Here is a 24,471-nt window from a genome sequence, read left to right as displayed (position 1 = left end):
CGGAGGTGATCGCATGACGACGATCACGGATCAGCCGAACACCGGTCAGTCGAAGGACGGGCCGGGCTCGAGCACCGAACGCCCTTGGCTGGCGGCGATCCGGGACGTGCTGGACCGCCCGCTGACGTCGTACCACATCCTGCTCGGCGCGACCGGGCTGCTGCTGGTGCTCGGGCTCCTGATGGTGCTGTCCGCGTCGAGCGTGCTGTCCCTGAACGCCAACGGGAACAGCTACACGATCTTCTACCGCCAGCTGATCTGGGTCGGCGTCGGCCTGCCGATGGCGTACGTCGCCTCCCGGATGACGCCGCGGCACTTCCGGATGCTCGCGTACGTCGCGCTGCTGGGGTCGGTGTTCCTGCTCGTCCTCACCTACGTGCCGGGACTCGGCGTCGGCGTCAAGGGCAACACGAACTGGCTGAACCTCGGCGGTCCGCTGCAGATCCAGCCGAGCGAGTTCGCCAAGCTGGCGCTGGTGATGTGGTGCGCGGACCTGTACGCCCGCAAGCAGAAGCTGCTGACCCAGTGGAAGCACCTGCTGGTGCCGATGGTGCCGGTCTGCGGCCTGGTGATCGCGCTGATCGTCGGCCAGCACGACCTCGGCACCGCGCTGGTGCTGATGGCCGTGATGATCGGGATGATCTGGGTGGTCGGCGCGCCGACCCGGCTGTTCGTCGCCACCATCGTGGTGGTCGGCACGATCGCCGCGTACTTCGTCACCACGGCGCAGCACCGGATGGATCGGCTGATGAACTTCACCAACCCGCTCTCGGACCCGTCCGGGATCGGCTGGCAGGCGTACCACTCGTTCTACGCCCTGTCCACCGGTGGCTGGTGGGGCGTCGGGATCGGCAACAGCCGGCAGAAGTGGGGCAACCTGCCCGAGGCGCACACCGACTTCATCTTCTCGGTGATCGGTGAGGAGCTCGGCCTGATCGGCTCGCTCACCGTGCTCGCGCTGTTCCTCACCCTGGCCTACGTCGGAGTCCGGATCGCGACCCGGAACACGGACCCCTTCGTCCGCTATGCGAGCGCCGGCATCACCGTCTGGCTGATGGCCCAGACGCTGGTCAACCTGGGCGCGGTGATCGGCCTGCTCCCCATCGTGGGTATCCCGCTCCCGCTTTTGTCGTACGGTGGGTCCGCACTGCTGCCGACGCTGATCGCGATCGGCATGCTGCTGTCCTTCGCGAAGGCCGAGCCCGGCGCGCAGGCCGCCCTCAAGGAGACCCGGCGGCCTCGGTTCGGGTGGATGTCCTCGTGGCGCACACCTGGCCGAACCGGCCGTGAGAACACGCGGGAGCGTTGAAAGCTGTGCCCAGCATCGTCCTGGCCGGTGGCGGTAGCGCCGGTCATACTTCCCCCCTGATCGCCACCGCCGACGCCCTGCGCCGGATCGACCCGACGGTCGAGATCCTCGCTCTCGGTACCGAGCGTGGTCTCGAGACGCGGGTGGTGCCCGAGGCCGGGTACCGGCTCGAGCTGATCCCGCCCGTCCCGCTGCCGAGGAAGCCGACGCCCGCGCTGTTCGCGGTACCCGGCAAGATGCTCAGTTCGGTGAACGCGACCCGCAAGGTGCTCGACGAGGCGAAGGCCGACGTGCTCGTCGGCTTCGGCGGCTACGTCTCGACGCCTGCGTACGTGGCCGCGTGGCGCCGCAAGACGCCGATCGTCGTGCACGAGGGCAACGCAGTACCGGGGATCGCGAACAAGTTCGCCGCTCGCTACTGCACCCGCAACGTCATCACCTCCTTCCCCGGCACAGACCTGCCCCACGCCCAGTACGTCGGGCTGCCGATCCGCCGGGCCATCTCCACGCTGGACCGGGCGGCTCTGCGGGCCGAGGCCAGGCAGTTCTTCGGGCTGGACCCGGACGCGCCGACCCTGTTCATCACGGGTGGCTCGCAGGGCGCGCAGCGGCTGAACGAGGCGTTCGCCGGTGCGGCCGCAGATCTGCAAGCCGCCGGGATCCAGGTGCTGCACGCGATCGGGCCGAAGAACTCGCTCGAGGTCGCGCAGACCGGCCCATACCCGTACAAGGTGCTGTCGTACGTTGACCGGATGGACTACGCCTATGCGGCCGCCGACCTGGTGGTCTGCCGGGCGGGGTCGAACACCGTCACAGAGGTGTCCGGCGTCGGACTGCCCGCCATCTACGTTCCGTTGCCGCACGGTAACGGTGAGCAGAGGCTGAACGCCAAGCCCGTGGTCGATGCGGGCGGCGGCCTGCTGGTCGACAACGCCGCCGTGACGCCGGACTGGGTCCGCGCGACGGTGCCGCAACTTCTGCACGACCGTGAGCGTCTGACAGCCATGTCCACCGCAGCGCAAGGCGTGATCCGCACCGACGCCGACGACCGGTTGGCGAAGATAATCCTCGATGTGGTGAGGTCTGCTTCGTGATCGTCACCGCACCTGACACGAATCTGCCCGCGGAGAAGTTGGGCAAGGTCCACTTCGTCGGTATCGGCGGCGCCGGGATGTCGGGCATCGCCCGCATCATGGCCGCTCGCGGTATCGAGGTCTCCGGCTCGGACGCCAAGGACGGCAAGGTGCTCGCCGCACTCCGTGCCCTCGGCGCGACCTGCTGGGTCGGCCATGCCGCGGAGCACGTCGCCGAGGCGGACACCGTCGTCGTCTCGACCGCGATCCGGGAGACCAACCCCGAGGTGGTCGCCGCCCGCGAGGCCGGGATCCCGATCCTGCCCCGGGCCGCCGCGCTCGCGTCGGTGATGGTCGGCCGGCGGACGATCGCCGTGGCCGGCACGCACGGCAAGACCACCACCACGTCGATGCTGACCGTCGCGCTGCAGCACTGCGCCGCCGACCCGTCGTACGCGATCGGTGGCAACCTGAACGAGTCCGGCTCGAACGCCCACGACGGCAGCGGCGACCTGTTCGTGGCCGAGGCCGACGAGTCCGACCGCTCCTTCCTGACCTACAGCCCCGAGGTGTCGATCGTCACCTCGGTGGAGCCGGACCACCTGGACAACTACGGCGACGAGGCCAGCTACCGGCTCGCCTTCGAGGAGTTCTGCGACCGGGTCATCCCCGGCGGCTTCATGGTGATCTGCTTCGACGACCCGGGCGCGCGCCGGCTGGCCGAATTCGCCCGCGCCCGCGGCATCGACGTACGGACGTACGGCGAGTCCGAGGACGCGGACACCCGGGTCACCGAGATCACCGCGACCGGGGCTAACCAGTCGTTCGTGCCGGTGTTCCACGGCCGCAAGCTCCCGGTGGTCGACCTGCAGCAGGCCGGCAAGCACAACGCGCTGAACGCAGCGGCCGCCCTGACCGTCGGGCTGGGCCTGGGCTTCTCCGCGGCCGACCTGGCCGAGGGCCTCGCCTCCTTTACCGGGACCGGCCGGCGGTTCGAGTTCAAGGGCCTGGAGGACGGCGTCCGGGTGTTCGACTCCTACGCGCACCACCCGACGGAGCTGGCGGTCGACCTGACCGCCGCCCGGCAGGTGGCGGGGGAGGGCCGCGTGATCGCGTGCTTCCAGCCGCACCTGTTCAGCCGGACCCGGATCTTCGCGACCCAGTTCTCCGAGGCGCTCGCGCTCGCCGACGAGGTCGTGGTGATGGACGTGTTCGCGGCCCGCGAGGACCCCGAGCCGGGCATCACCGGTGCGCTGATCGCGAACCACGTGCCGCTCAAGCCCGACCAGGTCCGGTTCGAGCCGTCCTGGTCCGTGGTACCGCGGCTGGTCGCGGACCTCGCCGAGCCGGGCGACCTGGTGGTCACCCTCGGTGCGGGCGACGTGACGCTGATCGGGCCCGAGGTGGTCGGTCTGCTGGCCGAGCGGGCGACCGCAGCGGCGGCGGCCGCGGAGTGAGCCGGTGGTGAGCGGGGGATGAGTCAGAGCACTGACCTGGCCCGGGCACAGCAGCGGTTCGCGCGCCGGCAGCGGTTGGTGCGATGGCGCGGCTGGCTGCCCTGGGCGGTCGGCGGCCTGGTCGTGGTGCTCGGCGGGATCACCGTCTGGTTGTTCTACTTCTCGTCCGTGTTCGCCGTCTCCGGGGTGAAGGTGTCCGGTGCCGATACGGTGCCGGTGGCAACCATCACCCAGGTGGCCGAGGCGCCGACCGGAACGCCGCTGGTGAGGGTCGACCTGGGCGCGATCGCCGAGCGGGTGCGGACCATCCAGGCGGTGGCGGACGCGCAGGTGACCCGGGCCTGGCCGAACCAGCTGAAGATCGTGGTGACCGAGCGGGTGCCGGTCGTGGTGGTGACGGACGGCAGCAACTTCGAGCTGGTCGACGCCACCGGGGTCGCGTTCAAGACGGTGCCGGCCAGGCCGGAGGGTTTGCCCGAGGCGCTGGTGGTCGGCAGCCGGCGCGATGTCACGATCCGTTCGGTGGTGACGGTCTCGGCCGCGCTGCCGGTCAAGCTGCGGTCGGAGGTGGAGTCGATCTCGGCCGCCTCGCCGGACTCGATCACCCTCAACCTCGGCTCCAAGGTGAAGGTCGTCTGGGGCAGCGCCGATGACAGCGCGCGCAAGGCCGAAGTACTGAGCGTGCTGATGCGCCGGGAGGCGAAGGTCTACGACGTGTCGGCACCCGATCTTCCTGTCACCAAAGGCGAAAAGAAGTGACTGCCGACACAACCGCACACATCGCGGGACGGGCGGCGAGGCGCGTGGACATTGCCGGATCGGGTCCCGTAGCGTTCGAATCAATCTACAGTTGAGATAACTCTAACCATCCACTTGAGGTTCAGGCTTTTCCGTGCCGGACAACGGGGATCGGTGCGCGGAAGGGTCCGAGGCAGGCGCAGCTCGGACGGCCAACCGGCCATAACGGGACAGAACGAGGCGAGAGGCGCGGACGTGGCGGCACCGCAGAACTATTTGGCACTCATCAAGGTCGTCGGCATCGGCGGAGGCGGCGTCAATGCCGTGAACCGGATGATCGAGCACGGTCTGAAGGGCGTTGAGTTCATCGCCATCAACACGGACGCGCAGGCGCTGTTGATGAGCGACGCGGACGTCAAGCTCGACATCGGCCGCGAGGAGACCCGCGGACTCGGTGCTGGTGCGAACCCCGCCATCGGCCAGAAGGCCGCCGAGGACCACGCGGAGGAGATCGAGGAGGCGCTGAAGGGCGCCGACATGGTCTTCGTCACCGCGGGCGAGGGCGGCGGCACCGGCACCGGTGGCGCGCCGGTGGTGTCTCGCATCGCGCGCTCCCTCGGTGCGCTGACGATCGGTGTGGTGACCCGGCCGTTCTCGTTCGAGGGCAAGCGCCGTGCGACCCAGGCGGAGGACGGTATCGCCGCCCTCCGTGAAGAAGTCGACACCCTGATAGTCATCCCGAATGACCGCCTGCTGACCATCTCCGACCGCGCCGTCTCCGTGCTGGACGCTTTCAAACAGGCCGACCAGGTGCTGCTGCAGGGTGTTTCCGGCATCACCGACCTGATCACGACGCCTGGCCTGATCAACGTGGACTTCGCCGACGTGAAGGCGGTCATGTCCAACGCCGGCTCCGCGCTGATGGGCATCGGCTCGTCCCGCGGCGAGGACCGCGCGGTCGCGGCCGCCGAGGCGGCGATCTCCTCGCCGTTGCTGGAGGCAAGCATCGAGGGCGCGCACGGCGTGCTGCTGTCGATCGCGGGCGGCTCCGACCTCGGCCTGTTCGAGATCAACGAGGCGGCCCAGCTCGTCTCGGAGTCCGCGCACACCGACGCGAACATCATCTTCGGCGCGGTCATCGACGACGCCCTCGGCGACGAGGTACGGGTGACGGTGATCGCGGCCGGTTTCGACGGCGGGATGCCGAAGCGCCGCGAGCAGGCGATGAACAGCGCCCGTCCGCAGAATCGCCTGCCCACTGTCGGCGGTGACGTGGCCACCCAGGGGGTGCCGCGCTCCACCCCGTCCGAGACGCAGGCATCCACCCCGCCTGCTCAGCAGCAGACGCCCAACCAGCAGTCGCCGTACGGCACGCCGCCGGCTCCGAGCCAGCCCGACGCTGGCTCGGCTGGTCAGGGTGGCGTCGGTGGCCCGGTCACGCAACAGACTCACCAGCCGCCGGCCGGTACGCCGGTGATGGATGACACGGTTCCGGTGCCGAACACGGACCAGAACCGCGGGACCACTCACTCTGCACGTCCGCAGGCGGGCGAGCCGGTCCGAACCGGGCAGCCTCAGACCAACCAGCCGCCGGTCCCGCACTCTCCGACTCCGACGCCGTCGGCACCGACGCAGCACACCTGGCCGACCACGGGCCCGTCGAACTCACCGTCATCGCAGCCGGCTCCGCAGCGCCAGCCGCGCAAGCCCGACAACGATGACGACGACCTGGACATCCCCGACTTCCTCAAGTAGTCCCGGCGACCGGCAGGTAATTCGGGAGACGCCTCGTCTTGGCGGTGCTTCACTGACCGCCATGCGCACAGACGAGATCAAGGCAGTCATCGATCAGGTCGCGGCCTTGATCCGCGAGCACTATGTGTTTCCCGACGTCGGCCAGGCGGTGGCCGACAGGTTGATAGCCGACCAGCTCGCGGGCAGGTACGACGAGTTCACCGAGCCGGTGCGGCTCGCCGAGCAGGTGACCACCGACCTCCAGGTGGGTAACGGCGACAAGCATCTGCGCCTGATCCACCACATCGACGAACTGTTCGAAGAGGACGAGGACCCGGTCGCGGAGGAGGCGGCCTGGGCACGCCATGTCGAGTTGACCGCCGCCGGGATGGCCCGGGCCGAACGTCTGGCCGGCAACATCGGCGTGCTGGCGATCAAGCCGACGCTCTACGACCCGAAGTACGCCGGTGCCGCGCTGGCCGGAGCGATGACGCTGCTGTGGGGCACCGACGCGCTGTTGCTGGATCTGCGCGGATGCCGCGGTGGATCGCCGGAGATGGTCGCTCTGGTGTGCAGCTATCTCCTGGACGGCGAACCGGTGCACTTGAACGACCTGGTCACGCCATCCACAGGAGCGGTCCGGCAGCACTGGACGGTCCCGGTGAGTGGGCCCCGCTTCGGCGGTACCAAGCCGATCTGGGTGCTGACCAGCTCGACCACGTTCTCCGGCGCCGAGGAGCTGACCTACAACCTTCAGCAGTTGGGCCGTGCGGTGGTGATCGGCGAGCGCACCCGGGGCGGCGCCCACCCGCGGGAGGGCTTCACCGTCCACCCGCACCTGGAGGCGTCTGTGCCGATCCAGCGCGCGCTCAATCCGATCTCCGGAACGAACTGGGAAGGAGTCGGCATCTCTCCAGAGGTCGAGGTGGACGCTGAGACCGCCTTCAGTGAGGCGTATCGACGGGCGCTCGAGCACGTGATCGCACTGCCGGTCGCCCCCGGCCGCCGCGAGGTCACCGACGAAGCGCGGGTGGCCGCCGGACTTGTTGCCGTCGCTGGATAACCTTCGGGTGTGTTCGGCTATGACGAGGTACTCGATGGTGTCCGCTTCGCCTTCACCGATCGCTACGGAGGAGCCAGCACAGCGCCGTACGGCGAGCTGAATCTGGGCAGTGCCGCGGGGGACGAGGCGGACGCGATCGCGGAGAACTTCCGCCGGCTGGCCGATGCCTTCGAGGTCGACCCGACGGCTGTGATCCGAGTCAGTCAGGTGCATGGACCCGATGTCCACGTCGTCCGGCCCGGCGACGAACTCCCGGTCCAGCCGAACCCGATCGCCGACGCGCTGGTGACCACCCGGACCGATGTGGCTCTCTGCGTCCGCGCGGCCGACTGCTTGCCGGTGCTGCTCGCGGACCGCGTCAACGGAGTCATCGGCGCCGCCCACTCCGGCCGCCGCGGCCTGTACGTCGGGGTCGTCCCGGCCACGGTGGAAGCGATGCGGGCACTCGGGGCCGAGCAGATCACCGCCGTGCTCGGGCCGTACGCCTGCGGCCGCTGCTACGAGGTCCCCGAGGACATGCGCACCGAGGTCGCTGAGCGCGTGCCCGCGTCGTACGCCGAGACAAGCTGGGGGACACCATCCATCGACGTGGCGGCGGGGGTCACGGCTCAGCTGAACGAGCTGGGGTGTGGCGTCATCGACGCGACGAGATGCACCATCGAGTCGGAGGACCTGTACTCCTACCGGCGCGAGGGTGCCGTCAGCGGCCGGCTGGCCGGCATCGTCAGGCTGGCCCCGTGACAGACGCCGTGAACCCCGAGATCGCCGTGGGCCGGGAGAATCAGCTGCGGGACAACCTGCGGGCCGTGCGGGAGCGGATCCAGACGGCCTGTGTGGCCGCTGGGAGGGCCGAGGACGCGGTGACCCTGGTCGCGATCACCAAAACCTTCCCGATCAGCGACGTACGGGCTCTGGCGGCGTTGGGAGTGCGTGACCTGGGGGAGAATCGCGAGCAGGAGCTGAAGGTGAAGGCTCCGGACTGCCAGGACGTCACCTGGCACTTCGTCGGGCAGTTGCAGTCGAACAAGGCCCGCTCGGTGGTCCGGTGCGCGGCCGCCGTGCACTCGGTCGACCGGTCGTCGCTGGTGAAGGCGTTGTCCCGGGCGGCTGTGGAGGAAGGGAAGACGCTGCGCTGCCTGCTGCAGGTGAGCCTCGCGGCGTACGGATCCGCGGACGCTGCGACCGGGATGAGCCGGGGTGGCGTGGGGCCGGACGACGTACCGGTGCTGGCGGCGGAGGTCGCGGGGGCGGACGGGCTGGAACTGGGTGGCGTGATGGCGGTGGCGCCGCTGGGGTCGGACCCTGACGAGGCGTTCGCCGGACTGGAATCCGTAGCGTCGCGGCTACGCTCCGAACATGCCGGCGCGGACTGGATCTCGGCGGGCATGAGCGGCGATCTGGAAGCCGCGATCAGGCACGGAGCGACACACGTTCGGCTCGGGCGCGCATTACTCGGTACGCGTCCTCCTCTGGGCTAGTGTCGACATCGAGCAGGTTTTCGACCCGCTCGCGTTGTCGTTGGACAGGACTGGACCGAGGGGCTGGAGGGCCATGAGCGGCGCGTTGCGCAAGATGGGTGTGTACCTCGGCTTGGTCGAGGACGGCGAGCGCTACAACGCGCGCTACGACGACGAGTTCGACGACGGCTACGACGATTACGAGGACGAAGCCGTCGACGGGGAGTCCCACGAGACCGAGTCGGTGCCGGCCCGGAGCAGCAGCTCCGAGGAGCAGGTCGGCACGGTCAGCAAGTTCCCAGATCGACGTGGCGTCACAGCTTCCCCGGAGGTTACCGAGTTGGCCCGCATCACCACCGTGCACCCGCGCAGCTACAACGAGGCGCGCGTGATCGGTGAGCACTTCCGCGACGGCACGCCCGTCATCATGAACCTGACCGAGATGGACCACGCGGACGCCAAGCGTCTGGTGGACTTCGCGGCCGGCCTGATCTTCTGCTGCCGTGGGTCGATCGAGCGGATCACCACCAAGGTGTTCCTGGTCTGCCCGCCGAACGTGACGCTGGCCGCGGAGGAGAAGGAGAAGATCGCCGCGGACGGGTTCTACAACCAGAGCTGACGCCCGGCTTCCCCGGTCTTCTACACTCTTGTCTGACTATGACTGCTCTCCTGCTCGTCCTCAGTGTTCTCAGTTGGGTGCTGCTCGCCTTCTTCCTGATGTTGGTGGCGAGGTTCGTGCTCAGTCTGATCGTGATGTTCGCGCCGCAGTGGCACCCGAAGGGGCCGATGCTGTTGCTGTTCGAGCTGATCTACTCGGTCACCGACCCGTTCCTACGGCCACTGCGGCGGATCCTGCCGCCGATCGGCGCGGGCGGCATCCGGATCGACCTGTCGATGCTGATGCTGTTCGTGCTCGTCTCGCTGGCGATGTCGATCAACTCGACCGCGATCAGGTCACTGTGATCACAAGCGTGAGGACGCGCACACCTGGGTAGGAGCAGACCCGAGAAACGGGGACACGGGGACCGTTATCGCCCGCCCGGATTCCGCCAGAACACAACGAAGCGATAACGTGATCTACTGAGTCGCCGAGGTCTAGGCCACGGGGACTCCGCCAAGACACAGACAAACGAGGTGAAAGATGCCGCTGACGCCGGATGACGTCCGCTCGAAGCAGTTCACGCCCGTCCGATTGCGGGAGGGCTACGACGTCACTGAGGTCGACTCCTTCCTCGACGAGGTCGAAGCTGAGCTCGAGCGACTTCTCGCCGAGAACGAGGAGCTGCGCGCGAAGCTTGCGGCGGCTCAGCGTGCCGGCGGTGGACAGGACCGCCCGATGGTCGACCAGACCGCCGCCCTACCCCCAGTCGTGCAACAGCCCAAGCCGGCTCCAGTCGTTGTGGAGAAGCCCGAGGAGAAGCCACCGCCAGTCGTTGCGCCCCCTGTAGCGGCCGCGGGTGCTGCCGCGGCAGCAGGAACCGTCGGCGACGCCTCCAGCTCCGCTGTGCGGCTGCTGGAGATGGCCACGAAGCACTCCGACGACCTGGTCCAAGAGGCGAAGGACACCGCCGACAAGATCATCGGTGAGGCCCGCGCCAAGGCCGAGCGCCTGGAGAACGAGGCTCGTGGCAAGGCCGACCGGATGACCGGCGAGGCCCGTGCCCGCGCCGAGAAGCTGGACGGCGAGATCGCCGAGCGTCGCGCGCAGATGCTGGGCACGCTGGAGAAGCAGAAGGGTCAGCTCGAGCGCACCATCGACGACCTGCACGCTTACGAGCGCGAGTACCGCAGCCGGCTGAAGACGTACTTCACCGAGCAGCTGAAGGCACTCGGCAACGGCGATGACACGCTGAGCCCGCGCAACGGCTTCCGCCCGGAGGCCCGCGCCCAGGCTCACGGCCACGGCGTTTAAGAACTACCTCGCTCTAGTTTGTCTGGCCTCTGACAGAGGCGGTGCTAATCCGGCAGCACCGCCTCTTCGTCATGTCTGGACAAATCTGACTGACTGTCGCCCCTTCGTGACGTTGGGTCCCCATCGGCCGCCGGATACTACGGCCAGGTGAGCGGGGCTTTCGTCCGCTGAGGGTGTCGGCGTCCTGACCTCGCGGGGTGAGCAGGTGATCGCGTCCGCGCGGCGGGTTTCCCCGCCGCGCTGAAGGCCTTCTGCCGGCAGAACTTCTCGCTCAGGCCTTGGTCAGCCAGTAGCTGAGGCCGAGCTCCTCGTCGGAGCCGGCGCTGAGCTCATCCGTTGCCGAGGGCGCCGACTGGGTCAGCTCGGTGGCCAGTACCTCGCGAGCGATCTCGTCGGCATGCTTGCCAAGGGCATCGGCCAGCTCACCGGACGCGGACAGCCAGACCGTGATCCGGTCCGAGACCTCCAGGCCGGCGCTCTTGCGGGCCTCCTGCAAGGTCCGGACGACCTCACGGGCGAGGCCGGCCTGCCTGAGCTCCGGTGTCACCTCCAGGTCGAGCGCGACCGTCTCGCCCTGCTCGTTGACCACGGACCAGCCCTCGCGCGGGCGTTCCGACAGCAGCACCTCGTCCGCGCCGACCTCGACGTTCTCGCCGTCGACCACCACGGTCGCAGTACCGGAGGCCTTGAGTGAGGCGGCCAGACCGGCGGCGTCCGCGGCGGCGATCGCGCCCGCGACCACCGGCGTCTGCTTGGCGAACCGCTTGCCGAGCTCGCGGAAGTTGCCCTTCGCTGAATACTCGACCAGGTCGGCGCCCGCGGAGGACAGCGGTTCGACCGAGCCGACGTTGAGCTCTTCCGCGATCTCCTTCAGCAGTTCGTCGTCGAGATCCGCGATCGCGGCCGACCCGACCAGCGCGCGACCGAGCGGCTGCCGGGTGCGGACCTTCGCCTCGGCCCGGGCCGACCGGCCCAGCTCGACGACCCGCCGGGCCATCGAGACGTGCGTCGCCAGCGTGTCGTCGATCAGCCCCTCGTCGTACGTCGGGAACGCGGTCAGGTGGACCGACTCGGGCAGGCCCGGGGTGACCGGGCGGAAGACGTCCTGCCAGACCCGCTCGGTGACGAACGGGGTGAGCGGCGACATCAGCCGGGTGAGCACGTCCAGCGTCTCGTGCAGCGTCGCCAGCGCGCCGGCGTCACCCGCCCAGAAGCGGCGGCGCGAGCGGCGGACGTACCAGTTCGACAGCACGTCGACGAACTGGCCGATCAGCGCGCCGAGCCGCTGGGTGTCGAAGGACGCGTAGGCCTCGTCGGTGTCGCGGACCAGCCGGTTCGTCTCGCTGACCAGCCAGCGGTCGAGCACCGACCGCTCCGCGACCGGCGGCGCCTCGGCCGTGGGTGACCAGTCGGCGAGCCGGGCGTAGAGCGCGTGGAAGGCGACCGTGTTCCAGTAGGTCAGCAGCACCTTGCGGACGATCTCGTTGAGCACGTTCGGCCCGATGCCGCGCGACTTCCACGGCGAGCCGGAGCAGGCCATGAACCAGCGCACCGCGTCCGCGCTGTGGTTGTCCATCAGCGGGAGCGGCTCGAGGATGTTGCCCAGGTGCTTGGACATCTTCCGGCCGTCCTCGGCCATGATGTGCCCGAGGCAGACGACGTTGCGGTACGACGACTCGTCGAACACCAGCGTGCCGATCGCCATCAGCGTGTAGAACCAGCCGCGCGTCTGGTCGATCGCCTCGGAGATGAAGTCCGCCGGGTAGGCCTGGTCGAACCGCTCCTTCGACCCCTCGACCCACGGGTAGCCCCACTGTGCGAACGGCATCGAGCCCGAGTCGTACCAGGCGTCGATCACCTCGGCGACCCGGCGCGACTCCTCGCCGCAGGTCGGGCAGGCGAAGGTGATGTCGTCGACGTACGGCCGGTGCGGATCCGTCGAGCTGACGTCGCGGCCGGCCAGCTCGCTCAGCTCGGCGAGCGACCCGACGCAGACCTGGTGGTCCTCGGCGCAGCGCCAGATCGGCAGCGGAGTACCCCAGTACCTGGAGCGGGAGACGGCCCAGTCGATGTTGTTGCGCAGCCAGTCGCCGTACCGGCCCCACTTGACCGACTCGGGGAACCAGTTGGTCTTCTCGTTCTCCCGCAGCAGCGCGTCCTTCACCTGGGTGGTGCGGATGTACCAGGACGGCAGCGCGTAGTACATGACCGGCGTGTGGCAGCGCCAGCAGTGCGGGTACGGGTGCTCGTACGGCACGTGCCTGAAGAGGACGCCGCGCTCCTGCAGGTCCTTGACCAGGTCCTCGTCGGCCTTCTTGAAGAACTGCCCGCCCACCAGCGGCACGTCGGCGGCGAAGTGGCCGTCCGACTCCACCGGGTTCACTACCGGCAGGTTGTAGGCCCGGGCGACCTGGAGGTCGTCGGCGCCGAACGCGGGGGACTGGTGCACCAGACCGGTGCCGTCCTCGGTGGTCACATACTCGGCCAGTACGACGTAGTGCGCCGGCTCGGGGAACTCCACCAGGTCGAACGGGCGCTGATAGGTCCAGTGCTCCATGTCCCGGCCGGAGAACCGCTCGGTGACGCCCCAGCCCTCGCCCAGCGCGCTGAGCAGCGGCTCGGCCACGACCAGCGACTCGTTCCCGTCGGTCGCCACTACGTAGGTGACGTCCGGGTGCACGGCGACGGCCGTGTTGGAGACCAGCGTCCACGGAGTGGTGGTCCAGACCAGCAGGGACGCCTTGCCCCCCAGCGGACCCGAGGTCAGCGGGAAGCGGACGTAGACCGACGGGTCGACGACCGTCTCGTACCCCTGGGCGAGCTCGTGGTCGGACAGGCCGGTGCCGCAGCGCGGGCAGTACGGCGTGATCCGGTAGTCCTCGACCAGCTGGCCCTTGTCGTGGATCTGCTTGAGCGACCACCAGACGGACTCGACGTACTGCGGGTCCATCGTCCGGTACGGGTGTTCCAGATCCACCCAGTAGCCCATCCGGGTGGTCAGCTCGGCGAACTCGTCGACGTACCGCAGTACCGACTCGCGGCACATCGCGTTGAACTCCGCGATGCCGTAGGCCTCGATGTCCTTCTTGCCGTTGAAGCCGAGCTCCTTCTCGACCGCCACCTCGACCGGGAGCCCGTGGCAGTCCCAGCCCGCCTTGCGCTCGACCCAGTGACCCTTCATGGTCCGGTAGCGCGGGAACACGTCCTTGAAGACGCGGGCCTCGATGTGGTGGGTGCCGGGATGGCCGTTCGCGGTCGGCGGGCCCTCGTAGAAGGTCCAGGGGGTGCCGCCGGCCGACTGCTCGAGGCTCTTGGCGAACGTGTCGTTGTCGTCCCAGTAGCCGAGCACGTCCCGCTCGATCGCGGGCAGATCGACCTGAGCCGGGACCTGCCGCCACGGGGTGCTGGGGTTCTCCGCCATTTTCCTGCGTCCTTCGTCGAGCCAGTTGCCTGCTGGACGAAGGGACGAGGCGCCGGCGCTGTCGCCGGGCTCCGCGGTACCACCCTTCTTGGTGACCCATTCGCGGCCACCCACTTCGTTGCGCGTCGCTGCCGGTTCTACTGGGTCCTGGCGGACTGTTCTTCCGGCGACTCCGGGGTGATAGCCCCATCAACGCCTTGCGGGTCGCGTTGGGAAAGTGTACGACTCCGCACCACGCGACTACGAATCGTTAATCGGTGGTCAGGAGAGAATTCGTCCATGAGAATTCTCGTGCGGGTGAAACCGGGCGCTTCCCGGACCGCGGTCGGGGGCCGGTACGACGGACCCTCGGGTGTGGCCCTGGTGGTCGCGGTGGCGGCCCGCGCGGTGGAGGGACAGGCGACGAAGGCTGTTCTGCAGGCGGTGGCGGAGGCACTGGGGGTGAGACGCTCCGCGGTGACGCTGGTACGCGGCGCGACCAGCCGGGACAAGCTGCTGGAGGTGGCGGGGAGTGAGGCTGAGATCGGGCCGAAACTGAAGCAATTGCTTGTCTGAACGGTGTCCGGCATGTGGCTGTAACGCGCGGAACATCGAGTGGGCTTGAAGAACCGACTACCGTATGTCCACGGTCTGCGCGTCGGGCTGGCACGTGGCCTTCGCGTGTCCTACTGTCTTGCGACCAGTCCGCTTCAGTCTCCGACGAAGGCAGGGGGTAGCCGACCATGGCTACATCGGCTCCGAAGAAGTCCGCCCCCAGACGAAAAGCCGCGGCCGAGAAGAGCGCCGCGAATTCCACTGATGCTCCGGTCAAGAAGACTGCTCCGGTCAAGAAGACCGCGGCGAAGAAGACCCCTGCCAAGCAGACATCGACGAAGAGGGTGGCTATGAAGACGAACGAGAACCGCACCCCGGCCACGGCGCCGCCCAAGTCGCCCGTGAAGAAGGCCGAGACGCTCACCGTCAGGGAGGGCGAGACTCCCTGGACCGCGGCCGAGATGGAAGAGCTGCGCGGTGAGCTCGAGGCGGACGCGGTGCACCTGAAGGAAGAGATCCGCGACGCCGAGCAGGAGATCGTCGGTCTGCTCCGCGACGGTGGCGACGGGGCCGGCAACGACCAGGCCGACGTCGGCTCGACCACCCTCGAGCGGGACCACGAGATGTCCCTGGCGAACAACGCCCGCGACATGCTGGACCAGATCGAGCGGGCGCTGTCTCGGATCGACGACGGCACCTACGGCGTCTGCGAGAGCTGCGGCAAGGCGATCGGCAAGGGGCGGTTGCAGGCGTTCCCGCGTGCGACACTGTGCGTGTCATGCAAAGAACGCGAAGAACGCCGCTGAGCGAATCAGAACCGTCCCACCTGCCAGGGGACGCGTCAGCTGACCCCCAGACCGAACCGGCCGACCTCGAGTCGGCCGGTTCTCCGTCATCCCCGCCTCCGGAGGACACCGGCTCGACTGACGAGAACGGTGGTGGCCGCACGCCGCGATCGTGGCGGCTGGTTGCGCTGTTCGGGGCTGTCGGGGTGCTGGTGCTGGGGCTGGATCAACTGACCAAGGCGCTGGCGTTGCAGCATCTGACGCCTGGGGACCCGGTGAACGTGATCGGTTCGCTGCTCAAGTTCAACCTGATCCGCAATCCCGGGGCCGCGTTCAGCCTGGGGTCCGACTTCACCCCGGTGATCAGCGCGATCCAGATCATCGTCGCGGTCGGCGTCGTCTGGTTGTCCCGGCGGCTCGGCTCGATCGGCTGGGCGGTCGCCTTCGGCTTGCTGTTCGGTGGCGCGGTCGGCAACATCACCGACCGGGTCTTCCGCGCGCCGTCGCCGTTCCACGGTCACGTGGTCGACTTCCTGCAGACCCCGCACTGGGCGATCTTCAACGTCGCCGACATGGCCGTCACCTCGGCAGCGGCGCTGCTGGTGATCCAGACCCTGCGGGGTATCAAGCTCGACGGCACCAAGGACGTGGGCAAGAAGTGAGCGGCGACTCTCGCACGGTGATGGTCCCCGACGGCCTCGCCGGTGAACGGCTCGACGCCGCGCTGTCGCGGTTGTTCGGCGTCTCGCGGACCAAGGCGGCCGAGCTGATCGAGTCCGGGCTGGTCCAGATGGACGGCTCCCCGGCGCTGAAGTCCGCCCGGGTGTCGGCCGGCGTGATGCTCGATGTCGAACTGCCCCCGCCGCCCGGCGAGATCACCGTCGTACCGGAGACCGTCGACAACCTGCGGATCGTGCACGACGACGACGAGATCATCGTCGTCGACAAGCCGGTCGGCGTGGCCGCGCACCCGTCGCCGGGCTGGACCGGGCCGACCGTGATCGGGCACCTGGCCGGCGCGGGGTTCTCCATCTCGACCAGTGGTGCCGCCGAGCGCAAGGGCATCGTGCACCGGCTCGACGTCGGTACTTCGGGCCTCATGGTGGTCGCCAAGACGGAGTACAGCTACACCGTGCTCAAGCGTGCCTTCAAGGACCGCACGGTCAAGAAGATCTACCACGCGCTCGTGCAGGGCCACCCGGATCCGTTCACCGGCACCGTGGACGCGCCGATCGACCGGCACCCGAACCACGACTACAAGTTCGGCGTCGTCGCGGGCGGCAAGCCGAGCGTGACGCACTACGAGACGCTCGAGGCCTTCCGGTTCGCGACGCTGCTCGAGATCACCCTGGAGACCGGCCGGACGCACCAGATCCGCGTCCACATGTCCGCCATCGGGCACCCGTGCTGCGGCGACCTCACGTACGGCGCCGACCCGGTGCTCGCCGAGCGCCTCCAACTCTCCCGCCAGTGGCTCCACGCGATGCGCCTCGGCTTCACCCACCCGGGCTCCGGCGAGTACGTCGAGTACACCTCGGAGTACCCGGCAGACCTCGACCAGGCCCTCGACCAACTGGCCGCCACCCAGTAAGCGAGAGCCGCGAACTCGTCTGGGCCCGTCGTGCTCGACTAGCTCACGGGGTTGTGGCGACCTGGTCGGCGAGTTCGACCACGGCCGCTACCAGTGCGGGGCCATGCCCGAGGACAGGGTCGTTGTGGTCCGCGCCTGGTATCTCGATCAGATTCTTGAGCGTGGGCGCTGCGGCTGCCACAGTTCGGCTCTGCTCGGGCGGGACGATGGAGTCGTCGGCTCCGAGTACCACTGTCACCGGCGCTCTTACTGTTCCCAGTTGATCGGCGAGCGGGTAGTCATCCCGGAGTAGCAGACTGACCGGGAGGAACGGGTAATGGGCCCGCCCCACCGCGGCGAGATCGACAAAGGGTGAGCGCAGTAGCAGTCCGCCCGGCGCGATCTCGGCGGCGAGCTCGGTGACGACCGCTGCCCCGAGGCTCTCGCCGTAGTACAGGATGCGGCCGGGTGGTAGACCGGCCTGGTGGACGAGGTACCGCTGCGCCGCGCGGACATCCCGGGCGAACCCGCGCTCACTGGGACCTCCTGCATTGCCGCCGTAGCCACGGTAGTCGAACAACAGGACCGTCAGCCCTTCAGCAGCTAGAGCTCGCGCCAGCGGCGCTCTGGACGCTCGGTTGCCCGCGTTGCCGTTGGCGACCAGTACCGCGATGCCGCGGTCCGGCTCGCCGGCCGGCATCAGCCAGGCTCCGAGATGGACGCCGTCGTCGGCCTCGAGCACGACGTCGCGGGCACCGGGCAGTACCGTCGCCGCCGACGAGACGCCGGCCGTGTCAGGCAGGTAGATGAGGCGGCGCTGAAATCCCCAGATCACGGCGAGCACCAGCAGCACCACCGCTGCCACGACCACCGCGAACCGGACCACGCTCTCAGTGTGCCGGATGCTCCGGCGACCGGATATCGGGCGGCCCGGTCCCGCATCGGAGCGCCGGTTCAAGGACTGTCGGAGGGCCGACATAAGGTGGGCTGGTCCCGCTCACTCACGCCTCTGGGAGGTCTGCGAAGACATGGCGTCCAGCGACAGTTTCGTGCATCTACACGTGCACACCGAGTACTCCATGCTGGACGGCGCCGCGCGGATCGACGAGTTGTTCAAAACCGCCCAGGAGATGGGCATGCCGGCGATCGCGACCACCGACCACGGGTACGTGTTCGGGGCCTACGAGTTCTGGAAGACGGCCCAGAAGTACGACGTCAAGCCGATCATCGGCGTGGAGGCGTACCTGACGCCGCACACCCACCGCAGCGAGCGGAAGCGGGTCAAGTGGGGCGACGCCAACTCCGGTCGCGACGACGTCTCCGGTAGCGGTGCGTACACCCACATGACACTGCTGGCGAAGAACACCAGCGGCATGCACAACCTGTTCAGGATGTCGTCGCTGGCCAGCCTCGAGGGCTACTACTTCAAGCCCCGGATGGACCGCGAACTGCTGCAGACGTACGGCAAGGGCCTGATCGCGACCACCGGCTGCCCGTCGGGCGAGGTGCAGACCCGGCTGCGGCTGGGGCAGTACAAGGAGGCCGTCGAGGCGGCCGCGGAGTTCCGCGACATCTTCGGCGCGGAGAACTACTACTGCGAGCTGATGGACCACGGGCTCGGCATCGAGCGCGACATCCAGCAGGACCTGCTGAAGCTGGCCCGCGAGCTCGGCCTGCCGCTCGTCGCGACGAACGACCTGCACTACACCAAGCCCGAGGACTCGGTCGCGCACGCGGCGCTGCTCTGCGTCCAGTCCGGCTCGACGCTGTCGGACCCGAACCGGTTCAAGTTCGACGCGAACGAGTTCTATGTGAAGACCGCCGCGGAGATGCGCGAGGTCTGGAAGGAACTGCCCGAGGCGTGTGACAACACGCTGCTGATCGCGGAGCAGTGCGACGTGTCCTTCACCGAGGGCGAGGGCCGGTTCATGCCGCGCTTCCCCTGCCCCGAGGGTCACAACGAGGAGTCCTGGTTCGTCGCCGAGGTGGAGACGGGTCTGCACAAGCGGTACCCGGAAGGCGTCCCGGACAACGTCCGCAAGCAAGCCGAGTACGAGATCGAGGTCATCGTCTCGAAGGGGTACGCGGGCTACTTCCTGGTCGTCGCGGACTTCATCAACTGGGCGAAGAACAACGGCATCCGGGTCGGCCCCGGCCGTGGTTCCGGCGCCGGCTCGATGTGCGCGTATTCGATGCGCATCACCGACCTGGACCCGCTGCGCCACGGTCTGATCTTCGAGCGGTTCCTGAACCCCGAACGCATGTCGATGCCCGACTTCGACATCGACTTCGACGACCGCCGCCGCCCCGAGGTGATCCGCTACGTCACCGAGAAGTACGGCGACGACCGGGTCGCGATGATCGTCACCTACGGCACGATCAAGGCCAAGCAGGCGATCAAGGACGCCGGCCGGGTGCTCGACTACCCGTTCGCGATGGGGGACCGGATCACCAAGGCGATGCCGCCCGCGGTGATGGGCAAGGACGTGCCGCTGTCCGGCATCTTCGACCCGCAGCACAAGCGGTACTCCGAGGCCGGCGAGTTCCGCCAGCTGTACGAGTCCGACCAGGACGTGCGCAAGATCGTCGACACCGCCCGCGGGCTGGAGAACCTGAAGCGCCAGTGGGGCGTTCACGCGGCCGGCGTGATCATGTCCAGCGAGCCGCTGATCGACCTGATCCCGATCATGCGCCGCGACCAGGACGGCCAGGTCATCACCCAGTTCGACTACCCGAGCTGCGAGACGCTCGGCCTGGTCAAGATGGACTTCCTGGGTCTGCGCAACCTGACGATCATGGACGACGCGATCAAGAACATCGAGGCCGCGCACGGCTTCACCGTCGACCTGGACGGACTGGGTAACACCCTCGACGACAAGGCGACGTTCGAGCTGCTGGGCCGGGGCGACACCCTCGGCGTCTTCCAGTTCGACGGCGGCCCGATGCGGGCGCTGCTGCGGCTGATGAAGCCGGACAGCTTCGAGGACATCTCCGCGGTCGGCGCGCTCTACCGGCCCGGCCCGATGGGGGCGAACTCGCACACCAACTACGCGCTCCGCAAGAACGGGCAGCAGGAGATCACCTACCTGCACCCCGAGTTGGAGACGGCGCTGGAGCCGATCCTGGGCCCGACGTACGGGCTGATCGTCTACCAGGAGCAGGTACTGAAGATCGCCCAGGAGCTGGCCGGCTACAGCCTGGGCAAGGCGGACCTGCTCCGCAAGGCGATGGGCAAGAAGAAGAAGGAAGTACTCGACGCCGAGTACGTCGGCTTCGAGGCCGGGATGAAGGACCACGGCTTCAGCGCCGCCTCGATCAAGGCGCTGTGGGACGTCCTGGTCCCGTTCTCCGACTACGCGTTCAACAAGGCCCACTCCGCGGCGTACGGGCTGGTCTCGTACTGGACCGCCTACCTGAAGGCGAACTACCCCGCGGAGTACATGGCCGCTGTTCTGACGTCCGTGAAGGACGACAAGGACAAGATGGCCATCTACCTGAACGAGTGCCGCCGGATGGGCATCAAGGTATTGCCGCCGGACGTGAACGAGTCGGACTCGAACTTCACCCCGGTCGGCACCGACATCCGCTTCGGCCTGTCCGCGATCCGCAACGTCGGCGTCAACGTGGTAGCCGAGATCGTCGGCGCGCGGGAGTCCGAGGGCAGGTTCACCGACTTCGTCGACTTCATCGACAAGGTGCCGCTGCCGGTCTGCAACAAGCGCGTGATCGAGTCGCTGGCCAAGGCCGGCTCGTTCGACTCGATGGGGCACGCCCGCCGGGCCGTCGTCGCCGTGCACGAGCAGGCGGTGGACGAGGCGATCGACCTCAAGCGGAACGAGGCGCACGGCCAGTTCGACCTGTTCTCGATGGGCGACGACTCCGACGAGGGCGAGGGCAACAGCCGGCTCACCGTGACGGTGCCCGAGATCGAGGAGTGGGACAAGGCGACCAAGCTCGCGCACGAGCGCGACATGCTCGGTCTGTATGTCTCGGACCACCCGCTGTTCGGTGTCGAGCACGTGCTGACCAACGGCACCGACTGCACCATCGGTCAGCTGCTCGCCGACGAGGACCGCCCCGACGGCACCCAGGTGACGATCGGCGGCCTGGTCACCGCGGTGCAGCGCAAGGTGAACAAGCGCGGTGACATCTACGCAATCGTCACCATCGAGGACCTCGAAGGTTCGATCGAGGTGATGATGTTCTCGTCGGCCTACCAGCTGGCCGCGCACCTGCTCACCAACGACGCGATCATCCTGATGAAGGGCCGGCTGCGTCGCCGCGACGACCGGGTGGAGCTGAGCGGCTCCGACGTCACCGTGCCCGACCTGACCGAGGGCCCGAGCGGGCCGGTCGTGATCACCATGCCGGTCAACCGCTGTACGCCGCCGCTGGTCGAGCAGCTGCGCGACGTGCTGCAGTCGCACCCGGGCATGACCGAGGTGCAGCTGCGACTCCAGGCCCGGCAGAAGACGACGGTGATGCGGATCGGCGACCGGTTCCGGGTCACCCCGACCTCGTCGCTGATGGCAGACCTGAAGGCGCTGCTCGGCCCGTCCTGTCTGGCCAGCTGAGGCACCCGGTGAGCGATGGTCCTTTGCCTGACCAGGGCGGTCGGCCGAGAGTTGCGGGAATGAGCCAGACTGGCAACGTGACACAGCAGCCAGGTCAGCAGCAGCAGCCGTACAGCCAGCAGCCCGAGTACGGGCAGCCCGCCCCTGGGCAGTACTCCTTCGGACAGGCGACGCCGGTGTTGCCGGATCCGAAGATGCCGTGGAGCAAGGCGATCGCTGTGACGATCGCGGTGTTCCTCGTCGCGGGAGTGGTGGCCGGCTGGGCGTGGCAGCAGTTCGCCCCGCTCGCGCAGTACGCGGTGGACGACCGAGGTGGGTCGCTCGGCGAAGAGCAGATGACCAAGATCTTCGGCCCGGACGGCACCTTCACGGCGATCGGCTTCCTGGCCGGGCTGGTGCTCGGGGCCGCTGTCTTCTGGTGGTTGCGCAACTACGGTCCGTGGGCAGTCGGGATCGTCGTGCTCGGTTCGGCGCTCGGCGCGGGCATCGCCTGGGGCGTCGGCATGCTGCTGGGGCACGATCGGCTGCAGCCGCGGCTGGAAGCCTCCAAGCCGGGTGACCTGCTCGCGGCGCCGCTGGAACTGCACACTTGGACTCCGCTGGCCTCCTGGCTGGTCGGAGCGGCCCTCGCAGCGGCAATAATCGCCGCTACCACTTGGCGGGCAGAACCGGTTGCAACCAGTTCGTCATCTGCCGCGTCACAAACCTCGCCGCAGGTGCACTAGCCTGTCCCGTCCGGTGGTGAGGCCATCGGCAACGCGAGGGGAATCATGTCCGACTACACCAATCCGCCGTCGGGCGAGCGCCACCAAGGCGCAGCCGGCGGACCACAGGGCCCGTACGGCGGCCCACCGCAAGGCCCGGGCTACCCGGGGCAGGGCCAACCGGGTCAGGGGCACCCGGGGCAGTACCCAGGGGATCAGGGTCAGCCGGGGCAGCATCAGCCGCAGCAGGGGCCGCAGTACGGGCCAGGGCCGCAGCAGGGGGCCGGGTCGTTGTGGCCGCAGCCTGGTTCGCCCGACTACCCGCAGAACAGCCAGCAGGGCGGTTACCAGCAGGGTGCCCCCGGCAACTACCAGGGCGGCCCTCAGCAGGGTGGCTACCAGCAAGGTGGTTACGAGCAGGGCAACTACCCGCCTGGCGGTCAGCCGCCGTACGGGGGCTTCCCGCAGGCGCAGCAGTGGCAGCCGGAGCCGAAGAAGAAGCGCGGCAAGCTGATCCCGCTCGTCGCCATCGTGGCGGTGCTTGCGGTGATCGGCGGCGGCGCGGTCTTCGCCTACGGGCGGTTGGCCGGCGGTGACCAGCCCGCCGCGGTGCTGCCGGGTACCGCCGTCGCGTACGCCCGGATCGACCTGAACCCGTCGGCCGGTCAGAAGGTGGCCGCGCTGCGGTACCTGATGAAGTTCCCGTCCGCCAAGGAGAAGATCGGCCTCAACAGCGACCAGGACGACCTGCGTCAGAAGCTGTTCGAGCTGATCAAGAAGGACGCCGGCGACGACCTGGCCGACGTCGACTTCGACAAGGACATCAAGCCGTGGCTCGGTGACCGAGCCGGTCTCGCCGCGGTCCCGGGCAAGGACGGCGAGGAGCCGGACGCCGTGGTCGCGGTCCAGGTGAAGGACGAGGGCAAGGCCACCCAGGGGCTGGACAAGCTGTTCGCGGACGAGAAGGACAAGCCGGGCCGGGCGTTCAGCAACGGCTACGTGATCCTGTCCGACGACCAGCCGACGGTCGACGCGGCCGTTGCCGCCAGCAAGGACAGCCCGCTGTCGGAGAACGCGAAGTTCAGCAAGGACATGTCCGACCTCGGCGAGCAGGGGTTCGCCTCCTTCTGGGCCGACACCAAGGGCATCGCGCTGGCCGCGGGCAAGCGGCTGACCGACGACCAGCGGGCGGCGCTGCCCGAGGGAAGTGCGGCCGCGGCGCTGCGGTTCGACTCGCAGTACGTCGAGCTGAAGGGCGTCGTGCACGGCGACCAGAGCATCAAGGTCAACGCGTCCGACGCCGGTGACCTGATCGGCAAGCTGCCCGACACGACCGCCGGGGCGGTCGCTCTGTCCGACGGCGCGAACCTCGTCGGCACGATCTGGACCCAGCTGGAGAAGTCCTCCTCCGGGCTGAACCTCGGTGAGCTGACGAAGCAGTTCACCGCGGAGACGGGGCTGGTGCTGCCGGACGACCTGAAGCCGCTGCTGGGCAAGAACCTCGCCATCGCGGTGGACAAGGAGACCTCGAACGGCCCGAAGATCGCCGCCCGGATGGAGACCGACCCGGGTAAGGCCGAGGCGGTGGTGGACAAGGTGAACAACCTGATCCGCACCCGCTCGTCGGTCAACATCCCGATCGAGAAGGCCAAGGACGGCGACACCCTGGTGATCGCCACCGACAAGGCGTACGCCGACCAGGTCCTGCAGGGCGGTAACCTCGGCCAGACCGAGAGCTTCAAGCAGGCGGTTCCGGACAGCTCGGGCGCCGTGACGGTCGGGTACGTCGACTTCGAGGCGGTCAAGTCGCTCAGCGACCGGGTCAGCTCGAACAAGGACTACGACGCGCTGCGCTCGGCCGGCTACTCCATCCGCGTCACCGGTGACGGCGAGGCCGACTTCACCCTGCGAGTGGTCGCGAAGTAACCCGCTCCACGAAGAAGACCCGGACGGCTGCCGCACAGCCGTCCGGGTCTTTCGTCGTCCACACGAGCAGCCCGGCCACCCCCGCCGGCACTGACACCGGCATCCGTCTGGTCACCCCCGACGCCGCCACCACCCACGCCACACTCACCGCCTCCGGCGTCTCCACCGACGACCTCCTCGTCTGGCCGGGCGTCCCGCCCATGTTCACCTTCCG

General features: G+C 68.5%; 20 protein-coding genes and 1 pseudogene. 18 read left to right on the top strand and 3 right to left on the bottom strand.

The genetic code is table 11. The features are described from left to right. Positions 1 to 13 precede the first annotated feature (13 nt). From ftsW to ACFPJ1_RS18680, 11 genes and pseudogenes are all read left to right on the top strand, one after another. Positions 14 to 1,309: a putative lipid II flippase FtsW gene (ftsW, locus tag ACFPJ1_RS18730; protein WP_380105445.1), complete on the top strand. Its 1,296-nt coding sequence runs from the start codon at positions 14 to 16 to the stop codon at positions 1,307 to 1,309. 5 nt (positions 1,310 to 1,314) lie between these two features. Further along, entirely contained in the window at positions 1,315 to 2,403 is a 1,089-nt protein-coding gene (murG, locus tag ACFPJ1_RS18725) for an undecaprenyldiphospho-muramoylpentapeptide beta-N-acetylglucosaminyltransferase (RefSeq protein ID WP_380105443.1), read from the top strand. Further along, entirely contained in the window at positions 2,400 to 3,839 is a 1,440-nt protein-coding gene (gene murC, locus ACFPJ1_RS18720; RefSeq protein ID WP_380105442.1) for a UDP-N-acetylmuramate--L-alanine ligase, read from the top strand. Before murG ends, murC begins: the two co-directional genes overlap by 4 nt. An 18-nt stretch (positions 3,840 to 3,857) precedes the next feature. Continuing rightward, a complete protein-coding gene (locus ACFPJ1_RS18715) occupies positions 3,858 to 4,598 on the top strand; it encodes a cell division protein FtsQ/DivIB (protein WP_380105440.1) in 741 nt (246 codons plus the stop codon). Between the two features lie 234 nt (positions 4,599 to 4,832). Next, positions 4,833 to 6,071: pseudogene (gene ftsZ, locus ACFPJ1_RS18710) on the top strand (cell division protein FtsZ); the annotation flags it as partial. Positions 6,072 to 6,393: 322 nt separating this feature from the next. Next, positions 6,394 to 7,374, top strand: coding sequence for a S41 family peptidase (locus ACFPJ1_RS18705; protein WP_380105439.1), 981 nt, complete (start codon positions 6,394 to 6,396; stop codon positions 7,372 to 7,374). Positions 7,375 to 7,383: 9 nt separating this feature from the next. After that, complete coding sequence (pgeF, locus tag ACFPJ1_RS18700; RefSeq protein ID WP_380105437.1) at positions 7,384 to 8,115, top strand: peptidoglycan editing factor PgeF; 732 nt, start codon at positions 7,384 to 7,386, stop codon at positions 8,113 to 8,115. Next, complete coding sequence (locus ACFPJ1_RS18695) at positions 8,112 to 8,852, top strand: YggS family pyridoxal phosphate-dependent enzyme (protein WP_380105435.1); 741 nt, start codon at positions 8,112 to 8,114, stop codon at positions 8,850 to 8,852. The genes pgeF and ACFPJ1_RS18695 overlap by 4 nt, the downstream gene beginning before the upstream one ends. Before the next feature lie 73 nt (positions 8,853 to 8,925). Further along, a complete protein-coding gene (locus ACFPJ1_RS18690; RefSeq protein WP_380105433.1) occupies positions 8,926 to 9,450 on the top strand; it encodes a cell division protein SepF in 525 nt (174 codons plus the stop codon). Between the two features lie 38 nt (positions 9,451 to 9,488). After that, positions 9,489 to 9,794 carry a YggT family protein gene (locus ACFPJ1_RS18685; RefSeq protein ID WP_132285829.1) on the top strand — a complete coding sequence of 102 codons (306 nt, stop codon included), beginning with the start codon at positions 9,489 to 9,491 and terminating at the stop codon, positions 9,792 to 9,794. Positions 9,795 to 9,972: 178 nt separating this feature from the next. Continuing rightward, positions 9,973 to 10,743, top strand: coding sequence for a DivIVA domain-containing protein (locus ACFPJ1_RS18680; protein ID WP_380105431.1), 771 nt, complete (start codon positions 9,973 to 9,975; stop codon positions 10,741 to 10,743). A gap of 271 nt (positions 10,744 to 11,014) precedes the next feature. On the opposite strand, the gene ileS is transcribed toward ACFPJ1_RS18680, so the two are convergent. Next, positions 11,015 to 14,164: an isoleucine--tRNA ligase gene (gene ileS / locus ACFPJ1_RS18675; RefSeq protein WP_380105429.1), complete on the bottom strand. Its 3,150-nt coding sequence runs from the start codon at positions 14,162 to 14,164 to the stop codon at positions 11,015 to 11,017. A 279-nt stretch (positions 14,165 to 14,443) separates the two neighbouring features. On the opposite strand from ileS, the gene ACFPJ1_RS18670 reads away from it, so the two are divergent. The 4 genes from ACFPJ1_RS18670 to ACFPJ1_RS18655 all read left to right on the top strand — a co-directional run bounded on the left by ACFPJ1_RS18670 (position 14,444) and on the right by ACFPJ1_RS18655 (position 17,074). Next, on the top strand, positions 14,444 to 14,719 hold the full coding sequence (locus ACFPJ1_RS18670; RefSeq protein WP_380105428.1) for a DUF167 domain-containing protein: 276 nt from the start codon (positions 14,444 to 14,446) through the stop codon (positions 14,717 to 14,719). Between the two features lie 167 nt (positions 14,720 to 14,886). Further along, positions 14,887 to 15,504, top strand: a complete 618-nt coding sequence (locus ACFPJ1_RS18665; RefSeq protein WP_380105426.1) for a TraR/DksA family transcriptional regulator — start codon at positions 14,887 to 14,889, stop codon at positions 15,502 to 15,504. Beyond that, on the top strand, positions 15,477 to 16,145 hold the full coding sequence (gene lspA, locus ACFPJ1_RS18660; protein WP_380105424.1) for a signal peptidase II: 669 nt from the start codon (positions 15,477 to 15,479) through the stop codon (positions 16,143 to 16,145). Before ACFPJ1_RS18665 ends, lspA begins: the two co-directional genes overlap by 28 nt. A gap of 20 nt (positions 16,146 to 16,165) precedes the next feature. Continuing rightward, the gene (locus ACFPJ1_RS18655) at positions 16,166 to 17,074 is read left to right on the top strand and encodes an RluA family pseudouridine synthase (protein ID WP_380105704.1); all 909 of its coding nucleotides are present in this window, start codon (positions 16,166 to 16,168) and stop codon (positions 17,072 to 17,074) included. A 43-nt stretch (positions 17,075 to 17,117) separates the two neighbouring features. Here ACFPJ1_RS18655 and ACFPJ1_RS18650 read toward each other — a convergent pair whose 3' ends face one another. Continuing rightward, positions 17,118 to 17,939: an alpha/beta hydrolase gene (locus tag ACFPJ1_RS18650; protein ID WP_380105422.1), complete on the bottom strand. Its 822-nt coding sequence runs from the start codon at positions 17,937 to 17,939 to the stop codon at positions 17,118 to 17,120. 142 nt (positions 17,940 to 18,081) lie between these two features. Here ACFPJ1_RS18650 and dnaE point away from each other — a divergent pair, with 142 nt between their 5' ends. From dnaE to ACFPJ1_RS18635, 3 genes are read left to right on the top strand one after another with little or no spacing between them, the layout of a single operon-like run. Beyond that, positions 18,082 to 21,627, top strand: coding sequence for a DNA polymerase III subunit alpha (dnaE, locus tag ACFPJ1_RS18645; RefSeq protein ID WP_380105420.1), 3,546 nt, complete (start codon positions 18,082 to 18,084; stop codon positions 21,625 to 21,627). A gap of 59 nt (positions 21,628 to 21,686) precedes the next feature. Then, positions 21,687 to 22,352 carry a hypothetical protein gene (locus ACFPJ1_RS18640; RefSeq protein WP_380105418.1) on the top strand — a complete coding sequence of 222 codons (666 nt, stop codon included), beginning with the start codon at positions 21,687 to 21,689 and terminating at the stop codon, positions 22,350 to 22,352. A 45-nt stretch (positions 22,353 to 22,397) separates the two neighbouring features. Beyond that, a complete protein-coding gene (locus tag ACFPJ1_RS18635; protein ID WP_380105416.1) occupies positions 22,398 to 24,257 on the top strand; it encodes a DUF3352 domain-containing protein in 1,860 nt (619 codons plus the stop codon). On the opposite strand, the gene ACFPJ1_RS18630 is transcribed toward ACFPJ1_RS18635, so the two are convergent. Beyond that, positions 24,232 to 24,423: a hypothetical protein gene (locus ACFPJ1_RS18630; RefSeq protein WP_380105415.1), complete on the bottom strand. Its 192-nt coding sequence runs from the start codon at positions 24,421 to 24,423 to the stop codon at positions 24,232 to 24,234. The genes ACFPJ1_RS18635 and ACFPJ1_RS18630 overlap by 26 nt on opposite strands. Between the last annotated feature and the right edge of the window lie 48 nt (positions 24,424 to 24,471).

Source organism: Kribbella qitaiheensis (assembly GCF_042657745.1).
Classification (GTDB): Bacteria; Actinomycetota; Actinomycetes; order Propionibacteriales; family Kribbellaceae; genus Kribbella; species Kribbella qitaiheensis.
The sequence above is the reverse complement of the archived record's forward strand: the minus strand, read 5'-3'. Positions and strand labels throughout refer to the sequence as shown.